This is a genomic window from Kutzneria buriramensis, from assembly GCF_003387475.1.
In the GTDB taxonomy this organism is placed as follows: Bacteria; Actinomycetota; Actinomycetes; order Mycobacteriales; family Pseudonocardiaceae; genus Kutzneria; species Kutzneria buriramensis.
The window spans coordinates 1-15,722 of record NZ_QUNO01000009.1 but is presented as its reverse complement, the minus strand read 5'-3'; the positions used below and the strand labels follow the sequence as shown (position 1 = coordinate 15,722).

At 72.0% G+C, this 15,722-nt stretch carries 16 protein-coding genes; 11 read left to right on the top strand and 5 right to left on the bottom strand.

What is annotated here, in order from left to right; translation table 11 throughout:
* Window positions 1-8: 8 nt before the first annotated feature.
* The gene (locus BCF44_RS25600; RefSeq protein ID WP_116176938.1) at window positions 9-821 is read right to left on the bottom strand and encodes a patatin-like phospholipase family protein; all 813 of its coding nucleotides are present in this window, start codon (window positions 819-821) and stop codon (window positions 9-11) included.
* Window positions 822-908: 87 nt separating this feature from the next.
* Between BCF44_RS25600 and BCF44_RS25595 the strand changes: the two genes are divergently transcribed.
* Window positions 909-1,676 (top strand): SDR family oxidoreductase, encoded by a 768-nt coding sequence (locus tag BCF44_RS25595; protein WP_116176937.1) that lies wholly within the window; start codon window positions 909-911, stop codon window positions 1,674-1,676.
* Window positions 1,676-2,578, top strand: a complete 903-nt coding sequence (locus BCF44_RS25590) for an NmrA family NAD(P)-binding protein (protein WP_116177299.1) — start codon at window positions 1,676-1,678, stop codon at window positions 2,576-2,578. The genes BCF44_RS25595 and BCF44_RS25590 overlap by 1 nt, the downstream gene beginning before the upstream one ends.
* 7 nt (window positions 2,579-2,585) lie before the next feature.
* On the opposite strand, the gene BCF44_RS55640 is transcribed toward BCF44_RS25590, so the two are convergent.
* Complete coding sequence (locus BCF44_RS55640; protein WP_170217740.1) at window positions 2,586-3,011, bottom strand: TIGR03667 family PPOX class F420-dependent oxidoreductase; 426 nt, start codon at window positions 3,009-3,011, stop codon at window positions 2,586-2,588.
* Between the two features lie 145 nt (window positions 3,012-3,156).
* On the opposite strand from BCF44_RS55640, the gene BCF44_RS25580 reads away from it, so the two are divergent.
* The 7 genes from BCF44_RS25580 to BCF44_RS25550 are packed head-to-tail and all read left to right on the top strand — an operon-like array spanning window position 3,157 to window position 11,449.
* Window positions 3,157-4,455 carry a hypothetical protein gene (locus tag BCF44_RS25580; RefSeq protein WP_116176935.1) on the top strand — a complete coding sequence of 433 codons (1,299 nt, stop codon included), beginning with the start codon at window positions 3,157-3,159 and terminating at the stop codon, window positions 4,453-4,455.
* Window positions 4,452-5,420: a glutamate ABC transporter substrate-binding protein gene (locus tag BCF44_RS25575; RefSeq protein ID WP_116176934.1), complete on the top strand. Its 969-nt coding sequence runs from the start codon at window positions 4,452-4,454 to the stop codon at window positions 5,418-5,420. Before BCF44_RS25580 ends, BCF44_RS25575 begins: the two co-directional genes overlap by 4 nt.
* Before the next feature lie 24 nt (window positions 5,421-5,444).
* Window positions 5,445-6,521: a hypothetical protein gene (locus tag BCF44_RS25570; RefSeq protein WP_170217739.1), complete on the top strand. Its 1,077-nt coding sequence runs from the start codon at window positions 5,445-5,447 to the stop codon at window positions 6,519-6,521.
* Window positions 6,518-8,689 (top strand): serine/threonine-protein kinase, encoded by a 2,172-nt coding sequence (locus tag BCF44_RS25565; protein ID WP_116176932.1) that lies wholly within the window; start codon window positions 6,518-6,520, stop codon window positions 8,687-8,689. Before BCF44_RS25570 ends, BCF44_RS25565 begins: the two co-directional genes overlap by 4 nt.
* The gene (locus BCF44_RS25560; RefSeq protein ID WP_116176931.1) at window positions 8,680-9,516 is read left to right on the top strand and encodes a PP2C family protein-serine/threonine phosphatase; all 837 of its coding nucleotides are present in this window, start codon (window positions 8,680-8,682) and stop codon (window positions 9,514-9,516) included. The genes BCF44_RS25565 and BCF44_RS25560 overlap by 10 nt, the downstream gene beginning before the upstream one ends.
* Window positions 9,513-10,832 carry a vWA domain-containing protein gene (locus BCF44_RS25555; protein WP_116176930.1) on the top strand — a complete coding sequence of 440 codons (1,320 nt, stop codon included), beginning with the start codon at window positions 9,513-9,515 and terminating at the stop codon, window positions 10,830-10,832. The genes BCF44_RS25560 and BCF44_RS25555 overlap by 4 nt, the downstream gene beginning before the upstream one ends.
* A complete protein-coding gene (locus tag BCF44_RS25550) occupies window positions 10,832-11,449 on the top strand; it encodes an FHA domain-containing protein (RefSeq protein ID WP_116176929.1) in 618 nt (205 codons plus the stop codon). The genes BCF44_RS25555 and BCF44_RS25550 overlap by 1 nt, the downstream gene beginning before the upstream one ends.
* 56 nt (window positions 11,450-11,505) lie before the next feature.
* On the opposite strand, the gene BCF44_RS25545 is transcribed toward BCF44_RS25550, so the two are convergent.
* Window positions 11,506-12,132, bottom strand: coding sequence for a DUF4360 domain-containing protein (locus tag BCF44_RS25545; RefSeq protein ID WP_116176928.1), 627 nt, complete (start codon window positions 12,130-12,132; stop codon window positions 11,506-11,508).
* 209 nt (window positions 12,133-12,341) lie between these two features.
* Here BCF44_RS25545 and BCF44_RS25540 point away from each other — a divergent pair, with 209 nt between their 5' ends.
* On the top strand, window positions 12,342-13,523 hold the full coding sequence (locus tag BCF44_RS25540; RefSeq protein ID WP_246015548.1) for a cytochrome P450: 1,182 nt from the start codon (window positions 12,342-12,344) through the stop codon (window positions 13,521-13,523).
* Here BCF44_RS25540 and BCF44_RS25535 read toward each other — a convergent pair.
* Together BCF44_RS25535 and BCF44_RS25530 are read right to left on the bottom strand one after the other, a co-directional pair.
* Window positions 13,513-14,283, bottom strand: coding sequence for an MBL fold metallo-hydrolase (locus BCF44_RS25535; RefSeq protein WP_116176926.1), 771 nt, complete (start codon window positions 14,281-14,283; stop codon window positions 13,513-13,515). The genes BCF44_RS25540 and BCF44_RS25535 overlap by 11 nt on opposite strands.
* The gene (locus tag BCF44_RS25530) at window positions 14,280-14,840 is read right to left on the bottom strand and encodes an ester cyclase (protein ID WP_116176925.1); all 561 of its coding nucleotides are present in this window, start codon (window positions 14,838-14,840) and stop codon (window positions 14,280-14,282) included. The genes BCF44_RS25535 and BCF44_RS25530 overlap by 4 nt, the downstream gene beginning before the upstream one ends.
* 89 nt (window positions 14,841-14,929) lie before the next feature.
* Between BCF44_RS25530 and BCF44_RS25525 the strand changes: the two genes are divergently transcribed.
* On the top strand, window positions 14,930-15,613 hold the full coding sequence (locus BCF44_RS25525; protein ID WP_211353224.1) for a TetR/AcrR family transcriptional regulator: 684 nt from the start codon (window positions 14,930-14,932) through the stop codon (window positions 15,611-15,613).
* Window positions 15,614-15,722 lie beyond the last annotated feature (109 nt).

Here is a 15,722-nt window from a genome sequence, read left to right as displayed (position 1 = left end):
CGAACAGTTCAGTCACTGTACTGCCACCATTTCCCCATGTCGGCGGCGATGTCCGCGGCCTGGCTCGCGCCGACGGCCGCGGCGGCGTCGATGAGGCCGGGATCGAGGAGATCGGTGACGACCCGGAAGAACGGCGTCGGGGTGACGATCCGCACGCTGTGCCCGCGCTCGACGAGGACCGCCTCCTCGCGGGCGAGATCATCGCCGGCCAGTGCCGTCGCGACGAGCACGTTGCCGGGTACGTCGATCAGGTCGGCGTTGGTGCCGGAACGCACACCGCCGTCCACCCAGAACTCGTCGCCCAGGGCGACCGGCGGGGCGACGCCGGGCGCGGCCGTCGAGGACGCCACCGCGACGGCGAGCGGGATGCCGTCGGCCGCCGACCAGAGATGCGCGAGACCGGTGCCGCCGTTCACCGACGCCACCCGCAGACTCGGCGGCCAGGGGTCGTCGGGCAGGTCGGCCTGCCACATCGCCTGTGCTTGCTCGGCGGAGATCGGCGGGAACGCCTGGGCCGCCGCCTTGGCGATGCTCACCGCGGGCTCGGTCTTCGCCAGTGCGCGGCCCATCAGGCTTCGGTCGCCGTGGCCGGACTTGGCGTTGCCGGCGTGCCATGCGGCGCGTCGGCGCATCCGGTCAGGCACGGTCGCCAGATCGCCGGGGCGCATGGTCAGCCAGGCGCCCACCAGGGAGCCGGCGGAGGTGCCCAGCACCACGTCGGATTCGGCCAGCGGGAGGCCGGCGGACACCAGCCCGTGCAGCAGCGCCGCCGTCCACGCGGCGCCGACGGGCCCGCCGCCGCCCAGTACCAGAGCGTTCATGTTCCTGCCTCACCTCGAATAGTTCGGTCATTGAACCACTTGTGCTACGGTTGGTTCAATCACTGAACTGAGACGAGGAGGTTCGGCATGACGTCCGTGCTCGTCACCGGGGCGTCCCGGGGCATCGGCCGCGCCATCGCCGTCGAGTTGGCCGACCGGGGTCATCGCGTCGTGGCCACCGCCCGCCGCCCGGAGGCGCTGGCCGACCTGCCCGTCGATCAGCGGCTGGCGCTCGACGTGACCGACCAGGCCGGCGTCGACGCCGCCGTCCGGGCCGCCGGTGAGATCGACGTGCTGGTCAGCAACGCCGGCGCCACCGTCCGCGCGCCGCTGGAGAGCGTGCCGCTGGCGGCCGTCGAGGAACTGTTCCGGCTCAACACCTTCGGCGCGCTGCGTGTAGTCCAGGGCCTGCTGCCGGCGATGCGCCAGCGGGGTTCCGGGCGGCTGGTGTTCGTATCCAGCATCCAGGGGCGGATGGTGTTGCCGATCATCGCCCCGTACGGCGCGAGCAAGTGGGCGCTGGAGGCGATCGCCGAGGGACTGGCGTTGGAGGCCGGACACTTCGGCGTGAAGGTGAGCATCGTTCAACCCGGGGCCGTCGCCACTGACGGTGCCGCCGAGGCCCAGTCGTTCTTCGCCGATGACGATCCCTACCTGCCGCTGTACCGGCAGCTCGGCGCGCTGCGCGGCGAGGCCGTGACGCCGGAGGAGGTGGCGGCCGTCGTGGCGGACACGGTCGAACATCCCGAACCGCCGCTGCGGGTGCCGGCCGGCGCCCCGGCGGAGCGGGCGTTGAAGGCCCGCAAGGAAGCCCCGGATTCCGTCCCCTACCTGCCCGTGGAACTGGAGTGGTGATGAGCGACGACAGGCTGTTCCTGGTGACCGGCGCGACCGGCAAGACCGGCGGTGCGACGGTCGACGTCCTGCTGGAGCGCGGGTATCGCGTACGGGCGGTGGCGCATCGGGAGGACGAGCGGTCCCAGCGGCTGACCGCCGCCGGCGCCGAGGTGGTCTACACGGACCTGCTCGACCTCGACGGCGTCAGCGCCGCGATGCGCGGGGTGTCCGGCGCCTACCTGTGCTACCCGATCCGGCCGGGCCTGGCCGATGCCACGATGATCTTCGCCCAGGCGGCGACCGAGGCCGGCGTCCGGTCAGTGGTCAACATGTCGCAGATCTCCGCCCGCCGGGAGGCCGGCAGCAAGGCCGCGCGGCAGCACTGGCTGTGCGAGCGGCTCCTCGACCGCACCGACCTGCTCGTCACCCACGTGCGGCCGACGTTCTTCGCCGAGTGGCTGACGACCTGGTGGGAGCTGCGGGACGGCGAGGGCTACCTCCGGCTGCCGTTCGGCGACGGCCGGCACGCGCCGATCGCCTCCGTCGACCAGGCGTACGTGATCGCTTCGGTGCTGACCGACCCCGCGCCGCACGACCGCGCCGCCTACACCCTGCACGGCCCGGTGGAATCGGATCATCACGACATCGCCCGGACGATGTCCGCCACGCTGGGCATCCCGGTGCACTACGAGCCGATCAGCGTCGAGGAGTTCGCCGCGGCCATGACCCGCCGCGGCCTCCCCACGCACCTGGTGCAGCACCTCGGCAACGTCGCCGTCGACTACCAGCACGGCGTGTTCGCCGGCACCAACGACGTCGTGGAGAAGGTCGGCGACCGGATCCCGCAGTCGGTGGAGCAGTTCGTCGCGGCCAACCGCTCCGCGTTCGACGCCAGCGGCCCGTACTTCGTCCCGGCCTGAGGCGCCGTCAGACCCGCAGCTTGGTCGGCGTGATGACGATCGCGGTGGTGAAGATCGCGGCGAACTGCTCGGGGGTCTCGAACATGGCCGCCATGCGCTCGGTGTACTTCGCGAGGTAGGCGGGCTCCTTGTCCGGGGCGGGCTGGTCGTGGACCTGTGCCGCGGTGCCCTCGATGCGGACGACGTTGCGGCCGATGTCGGTGACGTCGAGGGTGAGGCTGACCCTGGGGTTGGCCGCGATGTTGCGCAGCTTCGGGTTGCCGGCGCGGCTGTAGACCAGGACGGTGCCGTCCTCGCGGACCAGGAACCACACCGGGACGCTGGTCGGCTGCCCGTCCGGCCGGACGGTGGTCAGCCAGGCGATCAGGTTGCTGCGCAGCCGGGCATCGACCCGCTCGCGGTCGGCGGGCGAGAGGTGCGAGGTGAGTTCCACGGCGTCCGTCCTGGTGGTGTCGATCGGTCCTGCCGACCCTAACCGGTGGGTCTGACAGTTCCGGCCGAACACTAAGTCAAGGTCAAACGACACACAGCCGCCCCCGTACTCGTGGCAGTCTGGAAGGGAGGCAGGGGGTGGCGCGATGACGCTCGTCGAGGCGGACAGACGGGGGCGCGGGCTCGCGGGGCTGGCCGGGACGACGCCCGGCGTCCTGGGCGGGTTCGCGCTGGTCCTGATCCTGGTGGCGTTGCTGGCCGGCGCGCTGACGGGCCTCGGCGTGCAGAGTCGCGTGCAGGCGGTGGATGACCTCGCCGCACGCACGGGGCCACTGAGCGTGGCGGCGGAGCAGATCTACCGATCGCTGTCGGACGCGGACGCCACGGCGACCGGCGCCTTCCTGTCCGGCGGCCTGGAACCGACCGCGACCCGTCGACGGTACGAAGCGGACATCGCGCAGGCGTCCGGAACGCTGGCGGTCGCCGTGGCGGCGCGGGATCCGGGCGATGTCACGGCTTCCGGCAGCACGCTGGCGACGTTGTCCGAGCAGCTGCCGGTGTACGCGGGCCTCGTGGAGACGGCGCGGGCGGACAACCAGCAGGGGCTGCCGCTCGGCGCGGCCTATCAGCGGGAGGCGTCCACGCTGATGCGGACGCGCCTGTTACCCGCGGCGCAGGACCTGTACCGCACCGAAACCGGGCAGGTCACCGACGACCAGGACGGCGCGGGCTCCTTCCCGATCCTCGAACTTCTGCTGGGGCTGGCGGTTCTGGGCCTGCTCGTCGCGGCGCAGATCACCTTGTACCGCCGGACGAATCGCGTGTTCAACGTGGGCCTGCTGGGCGCGACGGCGGCGGCGTTGGTGGCCCTGCTGTGGGTGATGGTCGCCGGCATCGCGGTGATGGGGGACATCAGCGCGAGCCAGCGCGACGGCTCGGCACAGGTGGACACGTTGGCGGCGGCCAGGATCGCCACGCTGGCCGCACGGTCGGACGAGACGCTGACGCTGGTCGCCCGCGGCGCCGGCCAGGCGTACCAGACGGACTACACGCAGGTGGACAAGCATCTCGGCGACCTGCTCGCCAAGGCCGGCACACAGGCCACCGACGACAAGGTCCGGGCGAAGATCGACGCGGCCAGGAGCGACCACGCGGCGTGGACCGCCGCGCACGCAAAGCTGCGCAAGGCCGACGATTCCGGCGACTACGGCGGCGCGGTGACGGTCGCGATCGGCACCGGCACGGACAGTGCCGCGACGGCCTTCGACAAGCTCGACGGCGACCTGCGGGACGCCATCGACCAGACCAGGGCGGCCTTCAACCAGAAGGTGGCCGACGCCGGCGGCGCGCTCAACGGGGTCGTCGTGGTGGTGGCGGTGCTGTCGGTGCTGACGGCCGCCGGCGCGGGGGCCGGCATCTGGCGACGACTCAGGGACTACCGATGAAACGCGCGCTCGTGGTACTCGCCGCCGCACTGACGTTGTCCGGCTGCGCCTCGGTCTCCACCACCGTGATCCCGACCGTGCCGGCGCAGGAGCCGTTGCCGGGCAACGCGAGCGTGGGGGCCGCGCCGCCCGCCGCGGCCGCCGAGCAGTGCACCGATCCGGTGGCCAGCCTGCGGCCGCCCAACCCGTTGCCGGCGCCCGGTCAGATGCCGGCCGGGTCGACGATGGCGAAGATCGCCCAGCGCGGCCGGCTGATCGTCGGCGTCGACCAGAACACGTTCCACATGGGCTTCCGTGACCCGGCCACGGGCCAGATCCAGGGCTTCGACATCGACATGGCGCGGGCCGTCGCGCAGGCCCTGCTCGGTGACCCGAACGCGGTCCAGCTCAAGGTCCTCACGTCCGACCAGCGGATCCCGGCGCTCCAGAACGGCGACGTGGACATCGTGGTGCGGACCATGACCATCACCTGCGACCGGCTCAAGCAGGTCGGCTTCTCCGCCGTCTACTACGACGCCAAGCAGCGGATCCTGGTCAAGCAGAACTCGACGATCGACGGCCCGGCCGCGCTCGGCGGCAAGAAGGTGTGCGCCACCAAGGGATCCACCTCGCTGGCGGCCGTCGCGGCGCTGCCGGCCAAGCCGGTGCCCGTGTCGGTGTCGGACTGGACCGACTGCCTGGTCATGCTCCAGCAGGGTCAGGTGGACGCCGTGTCGACCGACGACGTGATCCTCGCGGGCATGGCGGCGCAGGACCAGTACACGAAGGTCGTCGGCGCGCCGCTGGCCGACGAGCCCTACGGCATGGCGATTCCCTTGCAGAACCAGGACTTCGTCCGGTTCGTCAACGGGGTGCTGCAGAACGTCGAGTCCAACGGCACGTGGACCGCGTCCTACCAGCGCTGGCTGGGCAGCCTGCTGCCCGGCGCCACGCCCGCGCCGCCGACGCCGCAGTACCGGGACTGATGGCCCATGCTCACCGTCGACGACGTGGATCACGCGCTAGAACGGCTCGGCGCGGACAGCGACCGGATCGCCCAGGCGCTGGTGGCCATGGAGGATCGCCCCGGCCATCAGCTGCTGGCCGGCGGCGCGCTGACCGGCGTCACCGAGCAGCGCTGGGGTGTGGCCGGCCTCGCGCTCGGTGGGCTGTGGGACGACTTCTCGACGCACCGCACGCTGCTCGAACAGGCCCGTGCGGTGCGAGCCCGCCGGTCCCGGCCCGGCGACGCCGAACTGACGGAGCTGACCGCGCAGATCGGCAAGCTCTCGAGCCTGTCGGCGCTGATGGACACGGCCTGCACCATGGTGACGGAGCTGCTCGACGCCGTAGAGGCGGCCTGGCGCAAGGGGATCGACGAGCTCGACCCGCTCGACACCGACCTCCGTGCCGCCCGGACGTTCGCGGAGTCGCTCGGCGTCGAGGAGCCCGACCTCGACCGGATCGCCGACGAGCTCACCAGGGTCCGCAACCGTCTCGCCGCCGATCCACTGGCCGCCCCCGCCCCGGGACGCGAGCTCACGGAGCGGATCGCCGCCGTGCAGACGGACCTGACGGCGCTGGCCGCGGCCCGGGATTCCCTGACGGAGCAGCTGGAACGGCTCGGCGCCCTGATCGACGAGATCGCCGAGGTGGGCACGAAGATCCGGGCCGCGCACGTGACGGTGCTGGAGAAGATCGCCTCGCCGGGGCTGGCCCCGCTGACGGATCCGGTGCCGGCGCTGCGGTCCCGGCTCGCCGGCCTGCCAACGCTTTCCGGGCAGCTGCGGGAACTCGCGACCGCCCTGGACGACCTCCGCGGCGACGCCGGCGAGGCCCTGGCCGACTCCCGGGACCGGCTGGCCTCGGCCACCGGGCTGCTCGACCGGCGGCTCGAACTGCGGGGCCGGCTCGACGCCTACCACGCCAAGGCCAGGACCCTCGGGTACGCCGAGGACCTGGATCTCCTTGCGGTGCACCGGGAAGCCCGCGTCCTGCTGTACACGATCCCGTGCGACCTGGCGGCCGCCACCCGGGCGGTCAAGCGGTACCAGGAAGCGCTCCAGGCTCGACGGGAGGGGCGATGACGTCCTGCGCACGCGCCGGCTGTGGCGGCACGATCGACGAAGACGGCTTCTGCGACACGTGCGGCCTGGCCGCGACAACCTCGGCCCCGACGCCGGTGTCGACGCGGTCCACGGCGACAGGGACGTTGACCTCGTGGAGCACGCCGACGGGCGCCACCACGTCGTCGCGATCCACGCACAGCTCGACCCGGTCGCGCACACGGGAACGCCTCGGCGAGGGCGTGGTGGAGATCCCGAGCGTGCCTCGCCGCGATCCCCGCGACGCCGTGCTGGTCGACCCCACCGTGCCGGAGAGCAAACGGTTCTGCAGCAGCTGCGGGGAGAAGGTGGGGCGGGGCAGGGACGATCGGCCCGGCCGCACCGAGGGCTTCTGCCCCAAATGCGGGCACCAGTTCTCGTTCGTGCCGAAGCTCGCGCAGGGCGAGCTGGTGCAGGGCCAGTACGAGGTGCTCGGCTGCCTCGCGCACGGCGGCCTGGGCTGGATCTACCTGGCGTTGGACCACGCGGTCGCCGACCGCTGGGTGGTGCTCAAGGGCCTGCTCGACTCCGGCGACGCGGACGCGATGGCCGCGGCGGTCGCCGAGACGCGGTTCCTGGCCGAGGTGGAGCACCCGACCATCGTGCGGATCTTCAACTTCGTGGAGCACAGCGGCACCGGCTACATCGTGATGGAGTACGTCGGCGGCACCTCGATCAAGGACGTGATCAAGCAGCTGCGCGAGGCCGGCGACCCGACCGCGTGCCTGCCGCTCACCCAGGCCATCGCCTACACGCTGAAGGTGCTGCCGGCATTGGGGCACCTGCACGACAGCGGCCTGGTGTACTGCGATTTCAAGCCGGACAACGCGATCCACGGCGGCGACCAGCTCAAGCTGATCGACCTCGGCGCGGTGCGGCACGTGGACGACCAGGTGAGCCCGATCTACGGCACGGTCGGCTACCAGGCGCCGGAGGTCGGCAAGGAGCTGCCCTCGCCGTCCTCGGACCTCTACACCGTCGGCCGCTCGCTGGCCGTGATGACCTTCCCGTTCGACTTCCACAACGCCTACCAGGAGTCCCTGCCGAGCGCGGGCACCGTTCCGCTGCTGGCCGAGCAGGAGTCGTTCCACCGCCTGCTGTTGCGGGCCACGCATCGCGATCCGGCGCTGCGGTTCGCCTCCGCCGGCGAGATGCGTGAGCAGCTGGAGGGCGTGTTCCGCGAGGTGGCGGCGTCCGAGGACGGCGAGCCGCGACCCGGGTTGTCCGTGGAGTTCACGGCCGAACGGCGCAGCTTCGGCGTGTCCGGGCCGCCGTCCGCCGCCGAGATCGCCGCGGCGCTGCCGGTGTCCAAAGTGGACGCCGACGATCCTGGAACGGTGTTCCTGGCGGGAATCACCCTCACCGACCCGGCGGCGCTGGCCGAGGAGCTGGCCGACGCCGAGGTGAAGGGTGTCGAGGTCGGACTGCGGCTGGCGCGGGCCCGTGTCGAACTCGGCGACATCGACGGTGCCAGGAAGGCCCTCGACGCCATCGAGATCGAGCCCGGCGACTGGCGCGTGGAATGGCATCGGGGCCTGGCGTCACTCGCCGGCAACCAGCCGGCGTTGGCCCGCGCGTCGTTCGAGGCGGTCTACGGCCTGGTTCCCGGCGAGATCGCGCCGAAGCTGGCCATCGGCGCCTGTGCCGAACTCGCCGGCGACAACGCCGCCGCGGACCGCTACTACCGGCTCGCCTGGCGCACCGATCGCAGCTTCCTCAGCGCGGCCTTCGGCCTCGCACGGGTGCTGATGGCCGACGGCCGCCGGGCCGAGGCGGTGGACGTGCTGGAGTCGGTGCCGGAGACGTCCAGCCACTACCTGGTGGCGCAGCTGGCGGCCGTTCGCGGGCGCATCGCGACGGACAAACTGTCCGAAGTGGACCTGGTGCTGGCCGGAAACCGTTTGTCGGGGCTGGAACTGGACGACGTGCGGCGGACGAACGCCGAACGTGAGCTGCTGGAGGCCGCCTACGAGTGGTCGCGCACCGGCACGGGCAGCGGCACCGTGCTGGGCCGGCGGCTCGTGACGGAAGACCTGAGGCGGGGGATGGAGGGCTGCTACCTGGCGCTGGCCCGGCAGTCGTCCACCCGGCTCGACCGCATCGCCTGGGTGGACCGGGCCAACCAGATTAGGCCGAGAACATGGTTCTGACGCACTGCCCGGCATGTGGCGACGAGATCGGGCCGGCGGACCGCTACTGCGAGGGCTGCGGCGCGGGCATCCGGCTGCGCCGGACCCCGCCGGACGCCGTGGCCGGGCGGGATCGCGCCGAGTACGAACTCGGCCTCGTCGCCGGTGTGAGCGATCGCGGCTCGCTCCGTGCCCGCAACGAGGACGCGATGGCGTTCGCGGTGGTCGGCCCGCAGGAGGCGCCGGAGGCCGTCGTCGCGGTGGTCTGTGACGGCGTCGGATCCACCGAACATGCCGACGCCGCAGCACAAGCGGCCGCCGATGCGGCCGTCGCCGCGCTGGTCGACGGTGTCGACGACGGATCGGACGCCGCCGCCGCGACGCACCGCGCTGCCGCCGAGGCGTACGCGGCCGTGCGAGGCATGGGCGATCCGTTGACGAGCGCGCCGTCCTGCACCTTCGTCTCCGCGGTGGCTACGAAGAACGCCATCACCGTCGGCTGGATCGGCGACAGCCGCGCGTACTGGGTCGCCGAGTCCGGCAGCCGGTTGCTGACGAAAGACGACGCCGACCCCGTCGCCGGCGCGCTGACCCGCTGGGTGGGCGCGGACGCGATACAGGGCCCGCCGAGCGTCGTGGTGGTGCCCGCCGAGGAGCCCGGCCGGCTCGTGGTGTGCAGCGACGGGTTGTGGAACTACCTGCCCACCGCGGAGGAACTGGCCGCCGAGGTGTCCGGCGGTCCGCCGCTGACGGTCGCCGCCGAGCTGACCGCGGTCGCCCTGCGCCGCGGTGGCCACGACAACATCACCGTTGTGGTGCTGCCGTATCCGTTCGAGGAGCGCGCATGAACGAGTTCCAGGTCGAGGTCTACCAGAACGAGTACCTGCCCCAGGGGGCGGCCGAGGTCAACGCGATCGTAACGGTCACCGCGACCGGCGGCGACGCTGGGCCGACCTCTTCCGGGCAGGTGACGGACGAACCCGCCGCAGAGGTGATCATCGTCGACTGCTCTGGCTCGATGGACTGGCCGTCGACCAAGCTGGCGGCGGCCAAGCAGGCGACCGCCGCCGCCATCGACGCGCTGCGCGACGGCGTGCTGTTCGCGGTCATCGCCGGCACGCACACCGCGTCCGTCGTCTTCCCGTACGAGGGCGGCCTGGCCCGCGCCGACGCGGAGTCGCGGAAGGCGGCCAAGTTCGCGCTGAAACGGCTTGTCGCGGACGGCGGCACGGCGATGGGGGAGTGGCTGCGGCTGGCGTCCAGGCTGTTCGCCGGCAGGGCGAGCGGGCTGCGGCACGCGATCCTGCTGACCGACGGCCGCAACGAGCACGAGCCGCCCGAGAAGCTGGCCCGGATCCTGGAGAAGGTGACCGGCGAGTTCGTGTGCGACTGCCGGGGCGTGGGCACCGACTGGGAGGTCGGCGAGCTGCGGCGGATCTCCGAGACGATGCTCGGCTCGGTGGACATCGTGGCCGAGCCGGCGGGGCTGGAGGCCGACTTCAAGGCGATGACCGCGGCGTCGATGGGCAAGAAGCTGGCGGACGTGGCGCTGCGGCTGTGGACTCCGCAGGGCGCGACCGTGAAGTTCGTCAAACAGGTGGAGCCGACGCTGCTCGACCTCACAGCGCGGCGCACCGAGTCCGGGCCGCGCAGCGGCGACTACCCGACCGGCTCGTGGGGTTCGGAGAGCCGGGACTACCACGTGTGCATCCAGGTCGCGCCGGCCGCGGTCGGCGACAAGATGCTGGCCGGGCGGGTCAGCCTGGTGTCGGCCGGCGGCGATCAGCTGGGCTCGCGCGGGCAGGTGCTGGCCGTCTGGACCGACGACACCGTGCTGTCGACCAAGATCAGCCCCGAGGTGGCGCACTACACCGGGCAGGCCGAACTCGCCGCCGCCATCGAGGAGGGCCTCCAGGCGCAGCGCAGCGGCGACGTCGAGACCGCCACCGCCAAGCTCGGCCGGGCGGTGGCGCTCGCGCACGAGTCGGGGCACGAGGACACTGCGAAGCTGCTGGCCAACGTCGTCGACGTGGTCGACCCGGTGCACGGCACGATCCGGCTCAAGCGCGGGGTGAGCGCCGTGGACGCGATGACCCTGGAGAGCCGGTCCCAGGTGACCAAGCGCGTCGGCCGGGCTGCCGGCTCCTCCGAGGAGGCCGACTGATGCCGGTGTGCGCGAACGGCCACGACTCGGCCGACGACGAGTTCTGCGAGGTCTGCGGCCTGGCGTTCTCCTCCGCCGCGGCGCCGGCGCCGGCTCCCGCGCCGGTCGCCGGTGACTGCCCGTCCTGCGGGGCGCCGCTGGACGGGCGGTTCTGCGAGGAGTGCGGCGCCGATTCCCTTGCCGTGCCCACGTCGTCCCCGGCGGCCCCGGTGACGACGACCTGGTCGGTGGTGGTCAGCGCCGATCGCCGGTACTTCGAGGACGTGCGGGCCGAGGGCGGTCCGGACGCCGACACCGTCGGCTTCCCGCCGTTCTGCCCGGAGCGGCGGTTCTCGCTGCGGGGACAGCAGATGTCCATCGGGCGGCGCAGCCGCAGCCGGGGGATCGAGCCCGACATCGACCTGATCGGGCCGCCCGAGGACCCGGGCGTGTCGCGCCTGCACGCGCTGCTGGTCCCCGGCGAGAGCGGCTGGTCCGTGGTGGACATGGAGTCGGCCAACGGGACGTACCTGAACTACTCGCGCGACGGCCTGAAGTCCGGCGTGCCGCATCCGCTGCGCGACGGCGACCGCGTGCACGTCGGCGCGTGGACGACCCTCACCGTCCGGGGCGATTGATCCGGGGCGGCTGATCCCGGACGCCCCCGCCGGGCGTCCGGGATTCCTGCGTCGATTCAGCACGTCTTCCAGGCGAAGTGATATGTCGTGGTGATGCCGCCGTCGGTCGAGAACATGGCGACAAAACTCGTCTTCGTCGGATCGGACGTTCCCAGGCCGGCCCTCAGTTCGGTGTTAATGTTGAAATTGCGCTCCTCTCCGCACGGGGCGTAGACAAGGCTCGCGACATCGGTCGTGTCGGTCGTCTGCCAATCGTCATCGAGCGGCGTCGTCAACTTATGGGTCACCGCCGCGGTCTGCGGCATGCCCTGGAAGTAGTAGTTCGCCTTCTCCTGTCCGGTGGCGCCGGGCTCCAGATGGGCGAATCCCCGGTAATCGGCCTCGGCGATCGCGTAGGTGAAGCCCTGCGGCACGTGCACACGCAGGTTGAGCTGGCAGTTCTTGATGAAGTCGGTCGGCGACGCGCCCGGTCCGACCTTGGCCATGAAGTTGCTGTAGGTCACCGTGAACGAGGTGTTGTCGTCCGACACGGCCACCGCCGCCGTATGGGCGGGACAACCCGATCCGTTCACCGTGGCCACATCGATGACGATCTTGTCCGGCGGCGGCGGCGAACTCCAGTCGTGCGGCGCCATGGTGAGCGCGGACAACAGCGCGCCGACAGCGGCAATTGTGGTGAGCATGAATTCCTTCCCCCGACGCGAGATAGAATGGCGAGCGGATCTCACCTTATCTTGACAACGCTTTCCCGCCACCGACTGAACGGCGTAAACGCATTCATTCCGGGATCATCCGACGTTAGGTGTTTCTTTGCGCGGCCGATTGCCGCCCGGTCAGCGGATGCGCGTCGGCCGGGCCGGGTGGGATGTTGGGCGCGGCGAGAGGGGTGCAGATGGAGGCTGTCCGGTACCCGTTCGGCGAGGCCGTGGCCCTGGAGCCGCATCCGCGGTTCGCCGAGCTGCGCGAGAGCGAGCCGCCGCTGCGGGTGACGATGCCGTTCGGCGGCGACGCCTGGCTGGTCACCCGTTACGAGCAGGCGAAGTTCGTGCTGTCCGACCCTCGGTTCTCGCGGGCCGCGGCGGCCGGCGCGGACGTGCCGCGCTCGCGGCCGGGCTTCGAACCGCCGGGCAACCTGCTGGCCATGGACCCGCCGGCGCACGGCCGGATCCGGACCCTCGTGGCGAAGGCCTTCACGGCCCGCCGCGTCGAGCTGTTGCAGCCACGCGTCCAGCAGATCGTGGACACGCTCCTGGACGGGCTGACGCCGCCGATCGACCTCGCCGAGACCGTGGCGTGGGAGCTGCCGGTGCAGGTGATCTGCGAGCTGCTCGGCGTCTCGATCGACCAGCGGCGGCTGGTGCGCAGCGGCACCGAGGCGATCGTGTCGGTGGGCAACGGCGTCACGCCGGAGGACGTCGCGGCGGCGCGCAACCAGCTGGCCGGGCTGCTGAACACGTTGATCGCCCAGCGTCGGGTGGAGCCGGCCGACGACCTGCTGACCGCGCTGGTCGCCGCCCGCGACGAGGGCGACAGGCTCTCGGACAACGAGCTGCTGATGCTCGGCATCGCACTGCTGGCCGGCGGCCACGAGACCACCGCCAACCAGATCGGCAGCTTCGTGTTCCAGCTGCTGTCGGCCCGAGACCGCTGGGAAGCGCTCGTGCGCGAGCCGGCGCTGATCCCGTCGGCGGTCGAGGAGCTACTGCGCCTCACCCCGCTGGCCTCCGTCGCCGACCTGCCGCGCATCGCCAAGGAGGACCTTGAGCTCGGCGGTCAGGTCATCCGGGCCGGCGAGGCCGTGCTCGTGCAGCTGGACTCCGCCAACCGCGACCGGACCATGTTCGCCGACGCCGAGGACCTCGACTTCGGGCGCGAAGCCAACCACCACCTGTCGTTCGGGTTCGGGGTGCACCACTGCCTCGGCGCGCCGCTGGCCCGGCTGGAGCTGCGCGTCGTGCTGGACACGCTCGTCCGCCGGCTGCCCGGCCTGCGCCTCGCGGTGCCGGCCGGCGACGTCAAGTGGCGCACCGGCCGGCTGATGCGGGGCGTGCTGGCGTTGCCCGTCACCTGGTAGCCATGCGAAGCAACTCCGGATCGTGCGCGTTGACGAGCAGCAGGTCCGGGGTCTGACGCAGCTCGGCCAGCCGCCGGTGGTTGGCACGGACCTTGGCCCAGTCATGGGCGACGCCGCGTTCCAGCGCGGCGACGGCGAGCGGCGCCTTGCCGCCGACGAGCTGGTTGCGGTGGAAGAAGGCGTCGCCGGCGTGGAACACCCAGCGGTCGCCGGCGTCCACCGCGACGGCGGCGTGGCCCCGCGTGTGCCCGGGCAGGGCGATGAGCACGATGCCCGGCCAGAGCTCCTCGGCCCCGGCGAAGCCCCGCCACGGCTCGCCGGCCTCGGGGGAGTGCTCGACCATGATCGGGCCGTGATCCCGTTGGGAAGAAAGGTATCGCCGACTCTCGACGAACCCCGCCGGGCTGTGGACGGCGAGGCTCTCGGCCGCGGTGAGGTGCACCTGGGCCCACGGGAAGTCCGCGAGGCCGCCGGTGTGGTCGGAGTCGAAGTGGGTGAGCACGATGTGCCGGACGTCGCGTGGGTCGAAGCCGAGTTCCTTGACCTGGGCGATCGCCGCTTCGTCCCGGTCGAAGGCGGGCCGGACGTAGCGCCGCCCGGGACCGAAGCGGCCGGCCGGGTCGGTGGCGTCCCGCAGGCCGAGGCCGCTGTCGACGAGGACGAGACCGTCCGGGGCCTCGACCAGCATGACGTGGCAGACCAGCCCCTCGGGCGTCGCCCAGGGCCGCATGGTGCCGCAGTTGAGGTGGTGGATCTTCATCGGCCGAGCTCCGGCGCTGTCGTGTCGGTCAGCCGCCGGTCGGGCTCGCCGCCGGCCATGCCCAGCGCCCCCGCGACGACCCGGCCGAGCGTGAGCAGGTCGGCCGGATTGCGCTTGTCCAGGCCCGCGACCAGCTGCTTGAGGATGGTCAGCTGGTCGAAGTAGATGCGCTCGGCGACCAGGTTCTCGTGCTCGTCGAAGACGAAGTAGGCGGTCATCCGGGTGCGGTGCTTCGAGCCGGTCGGCGGGATCTTGCCGAGCGGGCCGCGGTGCGTGCCGGTCAGCCAGAACTCGACGATCACGGCGTCGTGCGCGTGGCGCAGGGCGATGATCTCGTGGTTCTGGTCGGGGAAGGCCACTCGCGTGTCGTGGTAGTAGCCGCGGACCTCGCCGTCGCCGTCGTGCACGGTCATCTGGGCGATCAGCTCGTAGCGGGGGTGCGGGAACGTCGCCAGCGTGGCGTCCCAGTCCTGGCGCACCTCGTCGTGGAAGTGGTCCAGCACCAGCTTCTCGCGGGCGCGCAGCACGTCGTCGGGCGGCAGGGCGAAGCGGGACATGGCGACCCCTTTAATCCACGGTGTGGGTTTCACTGCACGTTATACCCACACCGTGGATTTCTTCAAGGGTGTCCGGCACGATGGGGCCCATGACCACCGCACGCCGGGGCCGGCCGCCCAAGGGGGAGTCCCAGCTGTCCCGCGACGCCATCGTCCGGGCGACCCTGCGGGTCATCGACGCCGACGGGGTCGCCGCCGTGAGCATGCGGGCGGTCGGGCGGGTGCTCGGCGTGGACGCCAAGAGCCTGTACAACCACGTCGATGGCAAGGACGGGCTGCTCGACGCCGTCACCGAGCACGTGCTGGGCGGGATGGTGCTACCTGGGCGGACCGGCGACGTGCGCGCCGACCTGCGGGCCATCGCGTACGCGTTCCGTGAGCCGGCCCTGGCCCATCCCGAGGCCGCCGCGCTGGTGCTGACCCGCCAGCTCGGCTCCCTTGAGGCGCTGGCCCCCGTCGAGGCGGTGCTGGCCGTGCTGCGCGACGCCGGCTGCCCCGCCGAGGAGTCCGTGCACCTGCTGCGGATGCTCGTCGCCACCCTCGTCGGGGCGCTGCTGCGCGAGGTCAACGCCGGGCCGACGTACGGCACCACCGACCTCGCCGGCATCGCTCAGCGCCGGGCGGTTCTTGCGGGCAGCGGCCTGCCAGCGGTGGCCTCGGCCGCGCCGTACCTGGCCCGGTTCGACGGCGCCGCCGAGTACGAGTTCGCCGTGGACCTCGCACTCGACGCGCTCGTCGCGCGGATCGACGTCAGGCGATCCCCGCGTCGATGAGCTGCTGCCAGATGACGCCCTGGTCGGCCGTCTCGACGCCGAGCTTGTCCGCCTTGGCCAGCTTGCTCGCCCCCACCTCCGCCCCGGTGATCAGCAGGTCGGTGTTGGC